The sequence below is a fragment of the Agromyces larvae genome (assembly GCF_022811705.1).
Taxonomy (GTDB): Bacteria; Actinomycetota; Actinomycetes; order Actinomycetales; family Microbacteriaceae; genus Agromyces; species Agromyces larvae.
This window is the reverse complement of record NZ_CP094528.1, coordinates 357,865-373,942: the sequence shown is the minus strand read 5'-3', so window position 1 is coordinate 373,942 and position 16,078 is coordinate 357,865. Positions and strand designations below refer to the sequence as shown.

Annotated in this window: 14 protein-coding genes; 6 read left to right on the top strand and 8 right to left on the bottom strand. The window is 72.7% G+C overall.

The genetic code is table 11. The features are described 5' to 3' along the window. Positions 1 to 62: 62 nt before the first annotated feature. Together MTO99_RS01645 and MTO99_RS01640 are read right to left on the bottom strand one after the other, a co-directional pair. Entirely contained in the window at positions 63 to 1,505 is a 1,443-nt protein-coding gene (locus MTO99_RS01645) for a phosphomannomutase/phosphoglucomutase (RefSeq protein ID WP_435520785.1), read from the bottom strand. Positions 1,506 to 1,523: 18 nt separating this feature from the next. Next, positions 1,524 to 1,742, bottom strand: coding sequence for a DUF3499 family protein (locus tag MTO99_RS01640; protein WP_256461028.1), 219 nt, complete (start codon positions 1,740 to 1,742; stop codon positions 1,524 to 1,526). 132 nt (positions 1,743 to 1,874) lie between these two features. On the opposite strand from MTO99_RS01640, the gene MTO99_RS01635 reads away from it, so the two are divergent. Then, positions 1,875 to 2,231: a hypothetical protein gene (locus MTO99_RS01635; protein ID WP_243556395.1), complete on the top strand. Its 357-nt coding sequence runs from the start codon at positions 1,875 to 1,877 to the stop codon at positions 2,229 to 2,231. 47 nt (positions 2,232 to 2,278) lie between these two features. On the opposite strand, the gene MTO99_RS01630 is transcribed toward MTO99_RS01635, so the two are convergent. The 5 genes from MTO99_RS01630 to MTO99_RS01610 all read right to left on the bottom strand — a co-directional run bounded on the left by MTO99_RS01630 (position 2,279) and on the right by MTO99_RS01610 (position 8,761). Continuing rightward, on the bottom strand, positions 2,279 to 3,724 hold the full coding sequence (locus tag MTO99_RS01630) for a DUF5719 family protein (protein WP_243556394.1): 1,446 nt from the start codon (positions 3,722 to 3,724) through the stop codon (positions 2,279 to 2,281). Beyond that, positions 3,714 to 6,947: a glycosyltransferase gene (locus MTO99_RS01625; protein ID WP_243556392.1), complete on the bottom strand. Its 3,234-nt coding sequence runs from the start codon at positions 6,945 to 6,947 to the stop codon at positions 3,714 to 3,716. Before MTO99_RS01625 ends, MTO99_RS01630 begins: the two co-directional genes overlap by 11 nt. A 129-nt stretch (positions 6,948 to 7,076) precedes the next feature. Beyond that, positions 7,077 to 7,397, bottom strand: a complete 321-nt coding sequence (locus MTO99_RS01620) for a WhiB family transcriptional regulator (protein ID WP_243558884.1) — start codon at positions 7,395 to 7,397, stop codon at positions 7,077 to 7,079. Positions 7,398 to 7,566: 169 nt separating this feature from the next. Further along, on the bottom strand, positions 7,567 to 8,529 hold the full coding sequence (gene galE / locus MTO99_RS01615) for a UDP-glucose 4-epimerase GalE (RefSeq protein ID WP_243556390.1): 963 nt from the start codon (positions 8,527 to 8,529) through the stop codon (positions 7,567 to 7,569). Between the two features lie 79 nt (positions 8,530 to 8,608). Continuing rightward, on the bottom strand, positions 8,609 to 8,761 hold the full coding sequence (locus MTO99_RS01610) for a hypothetical protein (protein ID WP_243556387.1): 153 nt from the start codon (positions 8,759 to 8,761) through the stop codon (positions 8,609 to 8,611). 92 nt (positions 8,762 to 8,853) lie between these two features. Between MTO99_RS01610 and MTO99_RS01605 the strand changes: the two genes are divergently transcribed. Continuing rightward, complete coding sequence (locus MTO99_RS01605; protein ID WP_243556385.1) at positions 8,854 to 9,828, top strand: GlxA family transcriptional regulator; 975 nt, start codon at positions 8,854 to 8,856, stop codon at positions 9,826 to 9,828. Positions 9,829 to 10,206: 378 nt separating this feature from the next. After that, positions 10,207 to 10,575, top strand: coding sequence for a GIY-YIG nuclease family protein (locus tag MTO99_RS01600; RefSeq protein WP_243556384.1), 369 nt, complete (start codon positions 10,207 to 10,209; stop codon positions 10,573 to 10,575). A 124-nt stretch (positions 10,576 to 10,699) separates the two neighbouring features. Here the strand turns inward: MTO99_RS01600 and manA are convergent, their stop codons facing one another. After that, complete coding sequence (gene manA, locus MTO99_RS01595) at positions 10,700 to 11,944, bottom strand: mannose-6-phosphate isomerase, class I (protein ID WP_243556383.1); 1,245 nt, start codon at positions 11,942 to 11,944, stop codon at positions 10,700 to 10,702. 113 nt (positions 11,945 to 12,057) lie between these two features. On the opposite strand from manA, the gene MTO99_RS01590 reads away from it, so the two are divergent. The 3 genes from MTO99_RS01590 to MTO99_RS01580 all read left to right on the top strand — a co-directional run bounded on the left by MTO99_RS01590 (position 12,058) and on the right by MTO99_RS01580 (position 16,058). Then, on the top strand, positions 12,058 to 13,236 hold the full coding sequence (locus MTO99_RS01590) for an acyl-CoA dehydrogenase family protein (RefSeq protein ID WP_243556382.1): 1,179 nt from the start codon (positions 12,058 to 12,060) through the stop codon (positions 13,234 to 13,236). Positions 13,237 to 13,398: 162 nt separating this feature from the next. Further along, positions 13,399 to 14,748 (top strand): O-antigen ligase family protein, encoded by a 1,350-nt coding sequence (locus MTO99_RS01585; RefSeq protein WP_243556381.1) that lies wholly within the window; start codon positions 13,399 to 13,401, stop codon positions 14,746 to 14,748. Further along, positions 14,745 to 16,058 (top strand): O-antigen ligase family protein, encoded by a 1,314-nt coding sequence (locus MTO99_RS01580; RefSeq protein WP_243556380.1) that lies wholly within the window; start codon positions 14,745 to 14,747, stop codon positions 16,056 to 16,058. The genes MTO99_RS01585 and MTO99_RS01580 overlap by 4 nt, the downstream gene beginning before the upstream one ends. The last annotated feature ends 20 nt before the right edge of the window (positions 16,059 to 16,078 follow it).

The following is a 16,078-nucleotide window of genomic DNA, read 5'->3' as shown; positions in this document are numbered from 1 at the left end:
CGACCCCCGATGCTCTGCTGAGCAGGTGCGGGCGGGTCGGGCGGTGGCGGGCGGCAGCGGCGTCAGGCGCGGATGAGGGCGAGGAACTCGTCGCGATACCGCGCCATGGTCGCGGGGTCGGATGCCTCGACGTTCAGCCGCAGCAGCGGCTCGGTGTTCGACGGGCGGATGTTCGCCCACCAGAACGGCTCGGTCTCGGCGGTGACCCCGGTGACCGTGAGCCCGTCGAGCTCGTCGAACTCGGCACGCCCGGTGAACGCCTCGACGATGCGCGTGTACGCGGCGGGGATGTCGGCGACGGTCGAGTTGATCTCACCCGACAGCGCGTACGGCGTGAACCGCTGCGCGAGCTGCGACAGCGGGGCATCCTGCGACCCGAACTCGGCGAGCAGGTGCATCGCGGCGAGCATGCCGTTGTCGGCGCCCCAGAAGTCGCGGAAGTAGTAGTGCGCCGAGTGCTCGCCGCCGAAGACGGCGCCGGTCTGGGCCATCCGGTCTTTGATGAGCGAGTGGCCGACCCGCGTGCGCACCGGCGTCGCACCGGCCTGCTCGATCGTCTCGGGCACGATGCGCGAGGTGATGAGGTTGTGGATGACCGAGACATCCGCTTCGCCCGCCGCGCGCACCCGCGCGATCTCGCGCAGCGCGACGATCGCGGCGACCGCCGACGGGGTGACCGCCTCGCCGCGCTCGTCGACGACGAAGCACCGGTCGGCGTCGCCGTCGAACGCGAGGCCGAGGTCGGCGCCGTGCGCGACGACCGCGCGCTGCAGGTCGACCAGGTTGGCCGGTTCGAGCGGGTTCGCCTCGTGGTTCGGGAAGGTGCCGTCGAGTTCGAAGTAGAGCGGGACGATCTGAAGCGGCAGCACGGGCAGGCCCGCGGCCTCGCCGAGGACGGCGGGCACGGTCAGCCCGCCCATGCCGTTGCCGGCGTCGACGACGATCTTCAGCGGTCGGATGCCCGACAGGTCGACGAGCGAGCGCAGATAGGCGGCGTAGTCGGCGAGCACGTCGAGGTCGGTCACGCTGCCGGGCTCGGAGACCGACGGGATGCCTCGCTCGAGGAAGTCGCCCGCCCGGTCGCGGATCGCCGCGAGCCCCGTGTCGAGCGAGATGCCCTGCGCACCGGCGCGCGAGAACTTGATGCCGTTGTAGGCGGCGGGGTTGTGGCTCGCGGTGAACATCGCGGCCGGCGCGTCGTAGCGCCCCGACGCGAAGTAGCTCTCGTCGGTCGAGCACAGACCGATCGCGAGCACATCCGCCCCGCGCGCCACGGCGCCGCGCGCGAACGCCGCGGCGAACCCCGGCGACGAGTCGCGCATGTCGTGGCCGACGACGACTCGGCCGCCGGCCGCGCCCACCTCGTCGACGAAGGCGGCGGCCAGCGCCTCGACGACGGTCTCGTCGAGTCCGTCGCCCACGATGCCGCGCACGTCGTAGGCCTTCACGATGGCGTCGAGCGCCCCGCGGGCGCCGGGAACTGCAGAGTCGGTCACGGTGAGCAAACCTACCCGATGCGCGTCTCAGCGCGGACTCGCGGGGGCTCCCCCGATCGGGGCGTGACGCACCACCTGCCAGCCCCGCGGCACCGAGGTGCGCTCGGCATGCCGCGCGCACAGGTCGTACGCGTGCGGCTCGGCGCGGAACGCGAGCGGCCCGAGCACCACCATCGAATCGGCGTAGTCGTAGGTGAGCGTCGCCACCGCCTCGGCGGTGCATGCGGAGCGCGAACACGGTCTCATGGCCCGACCAGACTAGCGATCCGGCGCCGCACTACGATGGAGGCCATGCCCCGCCCTCGCCGTGTCGCCCGTACTCCGAGGTCGCCGCGGCGGCTCGCCCGCGACCGACACGGTCGCGGCTTGCGATCCCCCGTGACCGGGCCGCATCTGCCGCTGCTCCACTCGCGGCTCGACGACTTCGATCTGACGATCGCGAGCACCGCCAGCTACCTGCGCGGCCTGTGGCCCGAGCTCGAGGGGGTGGTCTTCGAGGTCGCCCAAGGGCCTGCCGATGCCATCCACGAGGACCACATCGACCGCTGGAAGGTCTACCACGACGAGCGTCGCATCGTCTTCTTCCGGTTGCCCATCGTGCGATTCATCCGCGTGCTCGAGGGCGAGGAGCGCCAGGAGAAGCTCCTCGTCGAGAGCTGCGTCTTCCGCGCCGTCGCCGACCTGCTCGGTCGCGAGCCGTGGGAGCTGTCGCCGGGCCGATACCGCCCGTACTGAACGAGCGGCCGCCGCGGGCAGTCGCGTGCGCCTCGGGTGCTCGCCCCTCAGCGCGGATAGACCCGGATCGGCGCGTCCACCGGGCCCGGCGGCTCGATCGCGAACGACGAGAGCATTCGCGCCCCGATCGACGAGACCGACGCGAAGAGCCCGTCCACCCCGCGCAGCACCAGTTCGTCGCCCGGTGAGACCGTGACCGCGATCGCGCCTCCGCCGGGCACCGTGATCTCGCGCTCGGCGCCGCGGGTCGCCACCACCGCGTGCACATCCTCGCGCCCCGGCGCGGCCAGGTGCAGCACGGGCGCCGCGACATCCGGCACCGCGACGGCGAGGTCGCCGATCAGCGCCGTCGTCGCCGGGAACCAGGCGAAGTCGCCCGCCTCGTCCTCCTCCTCGCCGGGCGCGATGCTCGATCGGGCGGCGGCGACTACCGGGCCGTCGGCGACCAGATCGATCGAATAGGCGCCGGGCGAGAGCTCGCCGAGCGGGACGTCGATCGCCTCGCCCGCCAGCAGCGTCACCTCGATCGAGGTGCGTGCCGCACCGTGTTCGGGAACGACCGACACCGTCGCGTCGACGTCGTCGGCGCCGGGCGCGAGCAATCGCAGCGCCGGGAACGCGTCGCCGTCGAGGTGGTCCTCGTCGGAGGCGACGCCGCCCGCCTCGGCCACCACGACGCCGGGGATGCGCACCTGATCGGCGGGAGACGCCGCCGGCGCGATGAGCTCCACCCCCGCCGGCACGAGCCCGTCGATCGCCGACTGCTGCAGCGTCGCGGCGATGCGCCCGCCCGAACTCGTCACCCGCACCACCGGTGCGGCGAGATCGGGTGCCAGGCCGGCGAGCGAGACCACCCGCTGCGTGCCGGCCGGCACGACCAGCCCGAGCCCGGCCGGCGCGTCGATCGGCCCCGCCTCGCCGTAGATGCGCAGATCGACGGTCGCGGCCACCTCGGCCGGGTTGGCGAGCAGCACGAGGGTCGTGCGCCCGAGTGCGGTGGATCCGCCGACCAGCCACGACTCGGCCGCGGGTTCGCGGCAGGCCGCGACCGCGAGCCCCGCGAGGGTCTCCTGCTGCGCCCGCTGCGACTGCGCGCCCGCGAGCATGCCGATCTCGGCCGCGGTCGGCTCCACCTCGATGGCGACCGGCCCGCGGTCGACGTCGGCCTCGTCGTCGTCGGGCGCGTCGATCGGCACCTCGTCGACCTCGATGTCGGCCGGGAAGGTCGCCGTGACCAGATCGGCCGAGCCGAACGACGAGGCGGTGGTCGCCGCCCCGGCGTCTTCGGCGAGCTCGAGCAACGGCCCGGGGCACACCCGCTGCTGCCGGCTCTCGACCGGTGCCACGACGACCGACTCGGGCTCGGCCCGATGCTCGGGCCACGGCACGATCACCGCGGCGGCGACCGCGGCGGTGCACACGATCGCGGCGGCCAGAGCCACCGCGCCGCGACCGACGGCGCGCAGCGCTCGGGTGCGTCGCTCAGCGGGCATCATCATCGCCTCCCTCGGCGGGTCGGTCGGCGGGCTCATCGGATGCTCCGGGCCCGGTGGATGCTCCGGACCGGACGGTGTCGGCGGGCTCATCGGATGCTCCGGGCTCATCGGATGCTCCGGGCTCGACGGATGCTCCGGGCTCGACGGGCTCAGCAGGCTCGACGGGCTCCGCGGGCTCGACGGATTGGTGCCCCTGGCCGGGGACCTCCTGCTCGACGCCGTCGGATGCGTCGGCGGCATCCGGAGCGCCGGCGTCCGCGTCCGCCGCGTCGTCGGTCGGCACAGCCTCCGCTCCCGTCGGGGCCTCGGCCTCCGCTCCCGCGGGTGGCGCCGCCGAGGCCGCGGCCTCGGCGTCGCCGGCCGCGGCGTCGTCGGGCGTGGGACCCGCGCGCTTCGGACGGCGCGGCGGGCGCCGCCGGCGCTCGGCCTCCCGACCGACGCCGGTCGGAATCGACAGCAGCAGCACGAACCCGAGCACGACCCACTGCGCGGCCGTGATCCATCCGGCCGTCGGCGCGCCGGCGTCGGCGGGGATCGCTGCGGCCGGCGCCGGCGACGGAGCATCCGCGAACCGGTACAGCCGACCGAACGCGGTGTCCCCGACCACGATCAGCGCGGCGTTGCCGTCGAGCGCGGCATGCGCCCGGTCGTGGGCGGCCTGGGCACGACGGTCGCGCTCGGCGTCGCCCGCGGGCGGAACGAGCAGCACGAACCGGGCGCCGAACTCCTGCACCGCGGCACCGGCGTCGGCGCCGCTGCGCGACGCGAGGTTGCCCGCGATCTCGGCGAGCGTCGTCTCGTCCTCGGTGAGGCCGGTGCGGGTCGACGCGAGCGTCGACGCCGCGTCGAGCGTGTCGCCGCTGCCGTGCACCAGTTCGGCGTGCACGCTGCCGCCGCTCACCGGTTGGATCGTGATCGTGGCGACCCGCGGATCCTCGACGGACTCGGCGACCACGAACGCGGGCATCGTCCGGTCGGCGGCGGGATGCACCGCGGCCTGCCCCGTCGTGAGCGCGATCGCCGTGGGCAGCACGGCCGCGAGCGCGGCGGCGCCGGCGACGGTGGCGAGCCAGGCCGTGCCGTGCCGCAGCCCGTCCAGGCACAGCACGGCGCCCGCGATCACGCCGAGCCACATGAGGCTCTGGCCGGCGCCGGTCCACACCGCGACCGGGTCGGCGCCGACGGTCGCGACCGAGACGTGTGCCGCGGCGACCGCGACGGCGAGGCCGAGCAGCGCGGCGCCGATGGCGGCGAGCGCGGGCAGCACGCGGCGCCGCGCGAAGGCCAGGACGGCCAGCACCACGAGCGGCGCGAGCAGCGCGGTGGCGATCCAGTGCGGATCGACGCGGTCGCCGAGGCCGGCGATCGCATCGATCGTCGCGGGCCATCCCCCACCGCTGCCGCCGGGGAATCCGAGCACGAGCCACCACGGGTCGGGCACGGCGCCGGGCACGGGTGCGCCGGGGTCCGCCGCGAGCCCGAGCGGCGTGCCGCGCGAGACCTGCTGCCACGCCAGCGGCAGCGACAGTGCGAGCGCCGGCAGCGGCACGACGAGCAGCCGCACGGCGCGACGCCCGCTCACGGCGAGCCCGACGAGCCAGCTCACCACGAGCGCGGGCGTGAGGCTCGGCGCCGCCGCGACCACGCCGACGGCGAGCAGCCCCGCGGTCGCGGCGGCGGCCCACGACCTCGCCGCGCCGAGCCCGGCGTAGGCGAGCCAGCCGAGCAGTACGTGCGCGAGCACCGCGGCGGGTCGGCCGTCGGCGAGCGCGACGAGGAACGGCGGCGTGAACGACCACGCGATCGCACCGAGCGCCCGCAGCGCGCCGCGTTCGGTGAGCCGCGACACCGTGAACCACGCGCCGAGCGCGGCGGCCGGGACGGCGATGATCCAGAGTGCGACGAGCGCCCACGACGGCGACCAGAACGCGAGCGATCCGAGCACCGCGAGCACGCCGGCGAACGGGTCGGCCGCGCCGACGAACCCGGCGCCGACGTCGCGCCAACCGTAGCCGGCGTTGCGCCACAGCTCGCCGAGCTCCCCGGACAGCGGCAGCAGCGCCCCGCCCGCGACACCGCCGGCGCCGAAGAGGCGCGCGTTGAGCACGATGCCGATGACGACGGTCGCCAGCAGCACCCACCCGCCGCCCGTGGCGAGGAACCTCGCCCCGTCGGTCCGGCCCCTGGCCCGCGCGCGTCTGGCCTCGGCGTCGAGCCGTCGACGCCGGCGCACCTCGTCGGGCGGCACCCGCAGCGGCGCGATCGCCGACCACCCGGTCGACCGGGCGCGCTTCAGCGTGCGTCGCGCGGCACCGATCGAACCGAACGAGAACATGGCTCGCAGCGCCGCGCCGAGTTCGCCGACGATGCGCCCGGGCGCCTTGATCAGCAGCATCCCGATCGAGCGCACGATCGCCAGCGGCAGCAGGGTGAGCCAGTGCAGCGGCAGAGCCGCCGCGGGGGCGTACACCATGCGGCGTCGCAGCTGTGCGCGGCGCGTGAGCGCGTGCCGACGGCGCACCGTCCGTGCACCGCCCACCGGTTCGCCGGCGACCCCGGCGCCCGCGAACCGCACCCGCGCGGTCGGTGCGACGGACACCCGATGGCCCGCGAGCCTCGCCCGGATCGACAGGTCGAGGGCGTCGTCGACGACCGGCAACCCCGGATCGAATCCGCCGAGCGCGCGCCACGTCTCGTGACGCACGAGGATGCCGGGCGCGTCGGCGCCGAGCACATCGCTCAGCTCGTCGTGCTGCCCCTGGTCGAGTTCGTCGCCGACGAGGTCGACCGTGCGGCCGTATCGGGTGATCGAACGGCCGAGGTGGGCGATGCGATCGGGCTGATCCCACTCGACGAGCTTCGGGGCGGCGATCGCGACCGACCGGTTGAGCTCGAGCAGGGCCACGAGTACGGCGAGCGCATCGGGAGCGGGTGCGGTGTCCTCGGCGAGCAGCCAGAGCGCGTCCGCGTCTCCGGCGGCCGGCTCGAGCACCGCGTCCGCCGCCCGCACCGCCTCGCCGAACGGAACCCGGTTCGCGAGCTGGATGACATGCGTGGGCGCGACCGCGGCGACCTGGTCGAGCGCCTCCTGCCCGGCGTCCGCGAGCACCGCGATCACGGCGTCGGGGCGGCGTTCCTGCGCCTGCAGGGCGTCCAGCGTGGCCTGCAGACGGTCGCCGGCGTGCTGGACGACGAGGATCGCGGTGACTCTGGGGAACATCGGGGTCAGCCTAGGCGGCGGGCCCGCCGCGGCTCGGGAACCCGGGTGGGCGTGCCGCGGAACGGGTCCGCCGGCCCGGCGGCCGGCTGCGATGCCGGTCGCCTCGTCGACGCGATCGTGCGCGGCGCGTCAGACGGCGCGTTTGCGCAGCTTGCGCCGCTCGCGTTCGGAGAGCCCGCCCCAGATGCCGAAGCGTTCGTCGTTCGAGAGCGCGTACTCGAGGCACTGCGCACGGACTTCGCAGCCCGTGCAGATGCGCTTGGCATCCCGTGTCGAGCCGCCCTTCTCGGGGAAGAACGCTTCAGGATCGGTCTGCGCGCAGAGCGCATCGCTCTGCCACGACAGCGGATCGTCGTCGCCCACCCCGGGACGCACCCCCGGAACGCCGAGGCGCACCGGGTCGACGAACCAGTCTTCAGGTACTCCAGAACGATATTCAGGATTGCCCATATCGTCTCCCACCCAGTTGTACCGACCGCCGCGAGGGCGTGTCAGAACAATTACACCGATGTGATTCGATCGAGTCAAGCCGGGAATCGTAAACCCTCAAGCAGCCGTCGAGGCTTCACGGCGCGCCCGACACGCCGACGGCGTATCCGAGCCGTAACCAACTGAGCCCTCAGACCGCGGCCTTGCGGGCCTGCCAGGCGCTCTCGACCATTTCGGCGAGGGTGTGCCGCATCCTCCAGTCGAGGTCGCGGGCGGCCAGTTCGCCCGACGCGACGATGCGCGCGGGGTCACCCGGCCGACGCGGGGCGATCTCGGGCGTGAAGTCGATGCCGGTCACCTGGGCGACCGCCCGCATGATCTCGCCGACCGAGACCCCGTCGCCCGAGCCGAGGTTGTACACCGGCTCGATCGCCTCGCCGGCGTCGAGTCGCTGGGCGGCCACGACGTGGGCGTCGGCGAGATCGGCGACGTGGATGTAGTCGCGCACGCAGGTGCCGTCGGGCGTCGGGTAGTCGTCGCCGTTGATGCGCGGCGTGCGCCCCGACAGCAGCGCGTCGAAGACGAGCGGGAACAGGTTGTGCGGGCTCACGTCGTACACCTCGGGCGTGCCCGATCCGACGACGTTGAAGTAGCGCAGGCTGGTGTGTCGCAGCCCGTGCGCGCGAGCCTGGTCGGCGAGCAGCCACTCGCCGATGAGCTTCGACTCGCCGTAGGGCGACTCGGGATGCTTCGGAGTGCTCTCGGTGACGAGGTCGACGTCGGGCGTGCCGTACACGGCGGCGCTCGACGAGAAGACCATGCGGTCGACGCCGCCGTGCTCCATCGCGGCGAGGAGCGTCGCGGTGCCGGTCACGTTCTGGTGATAGGCGCGCAGCGGCTCCTGCACCGAGACGCCTGCGAACTTGAACCCGGCGAGGTGTACGACGCCCGTGACGCCGTACCGCTCGATGGTCTGCTCGACGAGCGGCCCGTCGAGGATCGAGCCCTGCACGAACGGGGTGCCCGTCGGCACGAACGCCTCACGGCCGGTGGAGAGGTCGTCGAGCACGACCGCCTCGATGCCCTTCGCCGCGAACGCGCGGGCCACGTGGGCACCGATGTAGCCGGCTCCGCCGGTCACCAACCAGGTCATCTCGTCCGCCTCTCCGGGCACCGCCGCGGCGCCCGTCCGATGGTACTGGACGGGCGTGACGGCGAACTGGCGGCGCGGCTCAGCGCGCCTCGGCGATGCCGCGGACGTCGGCGTCGTGGAGACGGTCGGGGATGCCCCGCCAGCCGTATCCGTCGTGTGCGAACGAGAGCGCAGCGCCGACGATCGCCCATGCGACGACGCCGGTGATGAGGAACAACAGGATGATCGACATGGCAGGAACGCTACGGCTTGCCAGATCCTGCCGACAGTGGCAGAGTTGACGCAGATCGGCTCATTCCTGCCAACCCCCGCTGGAGGCTCCCCATGCTGAAGACCGTCGCCTGTCTGGCCGTGCCGCAGATGGCCCCGTTCGAGTTCGGCGTCATCTGCGAGGTGTTCGGCATCGACCGCACCGACGACGGCGGAGCATCCTTCGATTTCCGCATCCTCGCCGCAGATCCGGGCCCGATCCCGACCAAGCTCGGGTTCTCGATCAACGTCGAGCAGGGCCTCGAGTTCGCCGACACCGCCGACCTGGTCGCGGTGCCCGCCTCACCCGTCGGCACCGAACCCGACGAGCGCATCCTCGAGGTCGTGCGCCGCGCGGCCGCGCGCGGCGCGTGGGTGCTCAGCGTCTGCTCGGGCTCGTTCACGCTTGCGAAGGCCGGCGTCCTCGACGGCCGCCGTGCGACCACCCACTGGATGTACGCCGACCGGCTCGCGCGCGACTTCCCGCAGATCGACGTCGACCCCGACGTGCTGTTCGTGCAGGACGACAACATCGTCACCGGCGCCGGCACCGCCGCCGGTATCGATGCAGCGCTGCACATCGTGCGCACCGAACTCGGCGCCGCGCAGGCGAACATCGTCGCCCGCCGCATGGTGGTGCCGCCGCAGCGCGACGGCGGGCAGTCGCAGTTCATCCGCACCCCCGTCGTCGAATGCCGCAGCGACTCGCTCTCGGGCATCACCGCGTGGATGGTCGAGCACCTCGACGAAGACCTCACCGTCGACCGCCTCGCACGGCGGGCGCTCATGTCGCCGCGCACCTTCGCGCGGAAGTTCCGTGCCGAGACCGGCACCACCCCGAACGCGTGGCTCAACCGCCAGCGCCTGCTGCGCGCGCAGGAGCTCCTCGAGGCGAGCGACCTCACCCTCGAGGAGATCGCGCGCGAGACCGGGTTCGGTGCGGCATCCGTCATGCGGCACCACTTCGTGAAGGTGCTGCAGACCACGCCGACCGCCTACCGGCGCGCCTTCGGCCACCGCCTGACCGACCTCGAGGCCCTCGCCAGCTGACCGACGCGCCGAGCCCGCCGAAGCCCGCCGAGCCCGCCGAAGCTCGCTGAGCCCGTCCAAGCCCGCTGAGCCCGTCGAAGCGCGCTGAGCCCGTCGAAGCTCGCTGAGCCCGTCGAAGCTCGCTGAGCCCGTCGAAGCGGACTCCCTTCGACCAGCTCAGGGAGCCTGTCGAAGCTCGCTGAGCCCGTCGAAGCGCGCTCCCTTCGACCAGCTCAGGGAGCCCGTCCAAGCTCGCTGAGCCCGTCGAAGCGGACTCCCTTCGACCAGCTCAGGGAGCCTCGACCAGCGCTCCTCCACAACCCGGCGGTTGGACGCCCGGCTCCACGGATGCCTCGCGAGACATCCGGCACGTCCGCTGACCCGCACGATCATGACCTGATGATCTGGGTCTACATCCTGCGCTGCAGCAACGGGGCGTACTACGTCGGCAGCACGAGACAACCGGTCGAGGCACGCGTCTGGCAGCACAACCAGGGTCTCGGCGCGAACTTCACCCGCAAGCATCGACCGGTCGAACTCGTCTACGCCGAAGCGTGGGATCGCATCGACGACGCGTTCGCGCGCGAGAAGCAGCTGCAGGGATGGAGTCGCGCGAAGAAGCTCGCACTCATCGAGGGCCGGGGCGATCAACTGCCGTCCCTCGCGCGGACGAGCAAGCGGAGGCTCCCTGAGCCTGTCGAAGGGGGCCCCGCTTCGACAAGCTCAGCGAGCTACGACAGGCACAGCGAACCGCCCACGGCTCCCTGAGCCTGTCGAAGGGGGCTCCGCTTCGACAAGCTCAGCGAGCAACGACAGGCACAGCGAGCCGCCCACAGCTCCCTGAGCCCGTCGAAGGGGCCCGCTTCGACAGGCTCAGCGCGCTTCGATGAGGTCAGCCGGCGGATGCCTCGCGGCCGACTGTCGCGATCCACGCGACGCCGTCGCCGCGCACCACGACCCGGCGTTCGTCAGGAGTGACGTACACCGCCTGCCCGCGTTCGACGTCGGCTCGGGACCGCTCCCCCGCGAGCGCCACCGGCGCGCCCTCGACGAGCACGATCGCGGGGCCGTCGAGCTCCACCGACGATTCGCCCGCACCGGGCTCGACCCGGTGCAGCACGAAGTCGGGCACGTCGGGCCGGAACGTCCGCACGCCGGGCGAGGGCTGCTCGGGCTCGAGCCGCGGCGGTGCGATCGGTGTGAAGTCGAGCACGTCGAGCAGTTCGGCCACGTCGATGTGCTTCGGGGTGAGCCCGCCGCGCAGCACGTTGTCGCTCGCGGCCATGAGCTCGATGCCCAGTCCGCGCAGGTAGGCGTGGATGTTGCCGGCCGCGAGGTAGAGCGCCTCTCCGCGGCGCAGCCGAACCCGGTTCAGCAGCAGCGAGATCACGATGCCGGGGTCGCCCGGGTACGCGCCCGAGAGGTCGACGACGGTCGCGAACGAGTCGGCGTACGCCGACTCCTGGGCCTCGCGCGAGCGGGCGAGCCGCACCACGCGCTCGACGACCCAGACGGCCTGCCCGGTGTCCTCGCCGCGGCCGTCGCGCAGCAGCCATTCGACGGTGTCGGCGAGTCCGGCCTCGAGGTGCTGCTCGAGCAGGTCGAGGGCTCCGGGCGCCGGCGCGGCATCCGAGGCATCCGCCGCCCGCAGGATCTCGAGGATCTCGCGCACCTCGCCGAGCGGGCGGAAGCCCGATAACGCATCGAAGTCGTCGCTCACCGCGACGATGAGTTCGGGCTTGTGGAACTCGTCTTTGTAGTTGCGGTCGTACGCGTCGATCGGCACGCCGTCGGCCTCTTCGCGGGCGAAGCCGGCGCGCGCCTGCGCCGAGGTCGGATGCGCTTGGAGCGACAGCGGCCCGCCCGCGGCCAGCAGCTTCAGCAGGAACGGCAGCCGGGCTCGGTCTCCGAGCTCGGTGCCGAGCGCGGCCTCGGGGTCGGCGGCGATCCATTCCGCCAGATCGGATGCTCCGCCGGCCTGCGCGGGGTCCGCGATCCGTGCGGGCGAACCGGGGTGCGCGCCGAGCCACAGCTCGGCCTCGGGTCCGCCCGAGGGGGCGGCGCCGAGGAACCCGGCGATCTCGGTGATCGAGCCCCAGGCGTAATCACGCGGGCTGTTGCGGATCGCGACAAACATGCAGGAGGGTCCTTTCGGGGCGGTAGGTCCCAAGCTACAACGGCCTCGCCCGGCGATTCGCGCGCGGCCTACGCTCGTGGCATCCCCGCCTTGACGATGAGGAGACCTCTGCCATGTCCTTCGAACCGCTCGCGAGCGACTTCTACGGCTACCACGACCTGCTCACCGATCGCGAGCGCGAGGCGCTCGGCGAGCTGCGGGCCTGGCTCGAAGCCGACGTGAAGCCGATCATCGGCGGGTACTGGGAGCGGGCCGAGTTCCCGATGCAGGTCGTGAAGCCCCTCGCCGACCTGGGCGTGCTCTCCTACGCCTGGGACGAGACGGCGCCGTTCGAGAACTCGTCGGTCTTCCGCGGCTTCGTCGCGCTCGAGCTCGCGCGGGTGGATGCCTCGGTCGGCACGTTCGTCGGCGTGCAGAACGGCCTCGCCACCGGGTCGATCTCGATCGCCGGCTCGAAGGAGCAGCGCGAGGAGTGGATCCCGAAGCTCGCCTCGGGCGAGATCATCGGCGCGTTCGGCCTCACCGAACCCCTCTCGGGGTCGGACTCCGCGAAGGGCCTGCGCACCACCGCCCGTCGCGAGGGCGACGAGTGGGTGCTGAACGGCCAGAAGCGCTGGATCGGCAACGCCACCTTCTCGGACATCACCGTCATCTGGGCGAAGGACGAGGCCGACGGCCAGGTCAAGGGCTTCATCGTGCCCACCTCGACGCCCGGGTACTCGGCCACCAAGATCGAGGGCAAGATCAGCCTGCGGCCCGTGCAGAACGCCGACATCACGCTCACCGACGTGCGCGTGCCCGAGTCGCTGCGGCTGCAGAACGCGAACTCGTTCCGCGACACCGCCGCCGTGCTGCGCGCCACCCGCGCCGAGGTCGCGTGGGCGGCCGTCGGCACCGCGGTCGGCGCCTACGAAGCCGCCGTCGCGTACGCGAAGGATCGCGTGCAGTTCGGCAAGCCGATCGCCTCGCACCAGCTCATCCAGGAGCACCTGGTGAACAGCCTCGGCAACATCACCGCGTCGCTCGGCATGGTCGTGCGCGCCTCGCAGCTGCAGGACGCCGGCCGACTCGCCGACGAGCACTCCGCGCTCGCCAAGGCGTATGCCACCTCGCGCATGCGCGAGACGGTGTCGTGGGCCCGCGAGGTCTGCGGCGGCAACGGCATCGTGCTCGACTTCCACGTGGCCCGGTTCTTCGCCGACGCCGAGGCGCTCTACTCGTACGAGGGCACGCGCGAGATGAACACCCTCATCGTGGGCCGTGCGGTCACGGGTGAAGCGGCGTTCGTCTGAGCGGTGGCACCCTCGCTTCGACAGGCTCAGCGAGCGGTGGCACCCTCGCTTCGACGGGCTCAGCGAGCGGTGGCACCCCCGCTTCGACGGGCTCAGCGAGCGGGGGCTCCCTGAGCTTGTCGAAGGGAGCCCGTCTGGCCGCGCCGCGATAGCCTTGGTCGCATGACCTCGGCCCGTCGCTCCGCCCTCGTCGGCGCGTACGCGACGTTCGCCCTCTTCACGCTGCTCGCCGGCCAGTTCTGGCGCAACCTGCTCGGCTGGTGGGGCTTCGGCGCGATCGCCGTGCTGGTGGTCGCCGGCGCGGTCGCACTGCTCGTCGTCACACGTCCCACCTGGATCTGGCGTCGAGTGCCCAAGTCGACGTTCGCGTTCCTCATCATCGCCACGGCGTCGATCGCGTGGTCCGCGTACCCCGGGGCATCCGTGCTGGGCGTGGCGATCACCCTCGCCACCGTGACCGTCGCGATCGCGCTCGTGCTGTGCCTGGCCTGGGGCGCGATCGTGCGCGCGCTGGCCGCGGCGATCAAATGGATCCTCGCGCTCTCGATCGTCTTCGAGCTCTGGGCCGCACTCGTCGTACGGGGGCCGGTGCTGCCGCTGTTCCCCGATTTCGAGGTCACCGACTCCCTGCCGAAGGCGTTCTTCTGGTCGCGCGGCCTCCTGCTGCAGGGCGGGCCGATCGAGGGCCTCGTGGGCAACCGCAACCTGCTGGCCATGATCGCGCTGCTCGGCCTCATCGTCTTCGCGTGCCTGCTCGCCGCGGGCAGCGTACGACGCGCACAGGGCATCGGATGGCTCGTGGTCGCCGCACTCGTGTTCGCCCTCACCCGCTCGGCCACCGCGACGCTGGCGGGCGTGGCAGTGCTCGCGGCCGTCGCGTTCGCCGCGTGGGCGCGACGTATCGACCCCCTCGCGCGCCGCCCGCTCTACTGGACGGCCGCCGCCGCCGGCGCGGCGACCCTCGCCCTCGTCGCACTCGGCTGGAACACGCTGCTGCAGGTGTTCGGCAAGAGCGACGACCTCACCGGCCGGTTCGACATCTGGGCGTCCGTGTGGCAGCTCATCACCGAGCGGCCGTGGTTCGGCTGGGGCTGGGTCGGCTACTGGAACCCCTGGGTCGAACCCTTCGACGGTCTCGCCGTGCGCAACGGCGTCACCTACCTGCAGGCGCACAACGCCTGGCTCGACGTGTGGCTCCAGGTGGGCGTCTTCGGGCTCATCGCGTTCGTCTCGATCGCCGTCGGAGCGCAGTGGCGGAGCTGGTTCCTCGCCGTCGATCAGCCCAGGGATGCGACGGGGCATCCGATCGCCTTCTCGGCCGCGTCGCTCGTACCGCTGCTCCTGCTCGTGGCGCTGCTCGCCCAGAGCCTCGCCGAGAGCCGCCTGCTCATCGAAGGCAACCTCGCCCTGCTCATCATGATCGCCTGGTCGACGAAGCGGCGGCAATGGGCGCACGACCCGCTCCCGGCCGATGCGGCCAGGCCGAGGTTCGACGTCGCCGGGCCGCGATGACCCGCGAGTCGCCGTTCGCCCACGCCTGGCACGCGACCCGCGGCGCCATCGGATCCGCCCGGTTCGCGCAGGCCCTCACCCTGATCTCGATCGGGCTGGCGTTCTCGACGCACGCGATCCGCGCGCTCATCGGCACGGCAGGGCTGGTCGCCGCGCTCGTCGGCCTGCTCGTCCTCGCGGGGGCGTCGCTCGTCGCACGCTGGCGTGCCGTGGAATGGTACGGGATCCTGCCGCTCACCATCCTCGTGTTCGTGGGCTGGTGCGCCGCGTCGCTGCTCTGGACTCAGAACACGCGGTACACCGTGATCGGCGTGGCCTCGCTCATCGCGTTCGGCGTGCTCGGCGTGTACATCGCGCTCATGCGCGACACCATCCAGATCGTGCGGGCGTTCGGCGACGTGCTGCGTGTGCTGCTCGGCGTCTCGCTCGCGCTCGAGGTGCTGAGCGGCATCCTGCTCGATCTGCCCATCGCGTTCCTCGGCATCCGCGGCGACCTCGCGAACCTGGGGCCGATCCAGGGCATCTTCGGCACCCGCAACCTGCTCGGATTCGTGGCCCTCGTGGCGCTCGTCACCTTCGTCGTCGAGTGGCGCACCAAGATCGCCCGCGGCGGCAAAGCCGTCGCATCGGTCGCGCTCGCGACCCTCTGCATCGTCTTCGCGGCCTCGCCGACCGCCTGGATCGCGCTCGGCGCCACCGCCGTCGCACTGGCCGCACTCGTCGGCCTCCGACGGGTCGCCCCCGCCACCAGGTGGGTGTGGCAGCTCGTCATCATCGGCGTCGGACTCGCCGCCCTCGTCACCGGGTGGCTGCTGCGCATCCGCATCATCGAACTGCTCGACGCACGAGCCGAGTTCGACGTGCGGCTCGACCTCTGGCGCGAGATCTCGCGCTACCTCGCCTCGAACGCGCTGCAGGGCTGGGGCTGGGTCGGGGTCTGGCCGTCGGAGCGCACCCCCTACACCTGGATCGCGGTTATGACCGGACGCGACCACGGATCCGCGCTGAGCGCGTACATCGACGCGTACTTCCAGGTCGGGGTGATCGGCGTGCTGCTGTTCGTCGCGCTCGTGGGCGTCGCGCTCGTGCGGGCGTGGCTGCTCGCCTCGTCGCGACGCAGCCCGGTGTACGTCTGGCCCGCGCTCATCCTCGTGGCGATCGCGGTGACCTCGTTCGCCGAGAGCTTCGCCCTGGTGGAGGGCGGATGGCTGGTGCTCGTCGTGTGCGCGGTGAAGGCCGCGCGGGATATGAGCTGGCGGGATGCGCTGGCGCGGCCGGGGGTGGGGCTGCCGCAGTCGGATCGAGCCTGACCCCGAGCCGGCCGCAGCCG

Excerpts from the sequence above, each read along its gene's own strand:
- MTO99_RS01600 (WP_243556384.1), top strand. The coding sequence starts at position 10,207 with ATGATCTGGGTCTACATCCTGCGCTGCAGCAACGGGGCGTACTACGTC.
- MTO99_RS01580 (WP_243556380.1), top strand. The coding sequence starts at position 14,745 with ATGACCCGCGAGTCGCCGTTCGCCCACGCCTGGCACGCGACCCGCGGC.
- MTO99_RS01625 (WP_243556392.1), bottom strand. The coding sequence starts at position 6,947 with ATGTTCCCCAGAGTCACCGCGATCCTCGTCGTCCAGCACGCCGGCGAC.
- MTO99_RS01610 (WP_243556387.1), bottom strand. The coding sequence starts at position 8,761 with ATGTCGATCATCCTGTTGTTCCTCATCACCGGCGTCGTCGCATGGGCG.
- MTO99_RS01640 (WP_256461028.1), bottom strand. The coding sequence starts at position 1,742 with ATGAGACCGTGTTCGCGCTCCGCATGCACCGCCGAGGCGGTGGCGACG.
- MTO99_RS01630 (WP_243556394.1), bottom strand. The coding sequence starts at position 3,724 with ATGCCCGCTGAGCGACGCACCCGAGCGCTGCGCGCCGTCGGTCGCGGC.
- MTO99_RS01585 (WP_243556381.1), top strand. The coding sequence starts at position 13,399 with ATGACCTCGGCCCGTCGCTCCGCCCTCGTCGGCGCGTACGCGACGTTC.
- MTO99_RS01590 (WP_243556382.1), top strand. The coding sequence starts at position 12,058 with ATGTCCTTCGAACCGCTCGCGAGCGACTTCTACGGCTACCACGACCTG.
- manA (WP_243556383.1), bottom strand. The coding sequence starts at position 11,944 with ATGTTTGTCGCGATCCGCAACAGCCCGCGTGATTACGCCTGGGGCTCG.
- galE (WP_243556390.1), bottom strand. The coding sequence starts at position 8,529 with ATGACCTGGTTGGTGACCGGCGGAGCCGGCTACATCGGTGCCCACGTG.
- MTO99_RS01605 (WP_243556385.1), top strand. The coding sequence starts at position 8,854 with ATGCTGAAGACCGTCGCCTGTCTGGCCGTGCCGCAGATGGCCCCGTTC.
- MTO99_RS01620 (WP_243558884.1), bottom strand. The coding sequence starts at position 7,397 with ATGGGCAATCCTGAATATCGTTCTGGAGTACCTGAAGACTGGTTCGTC.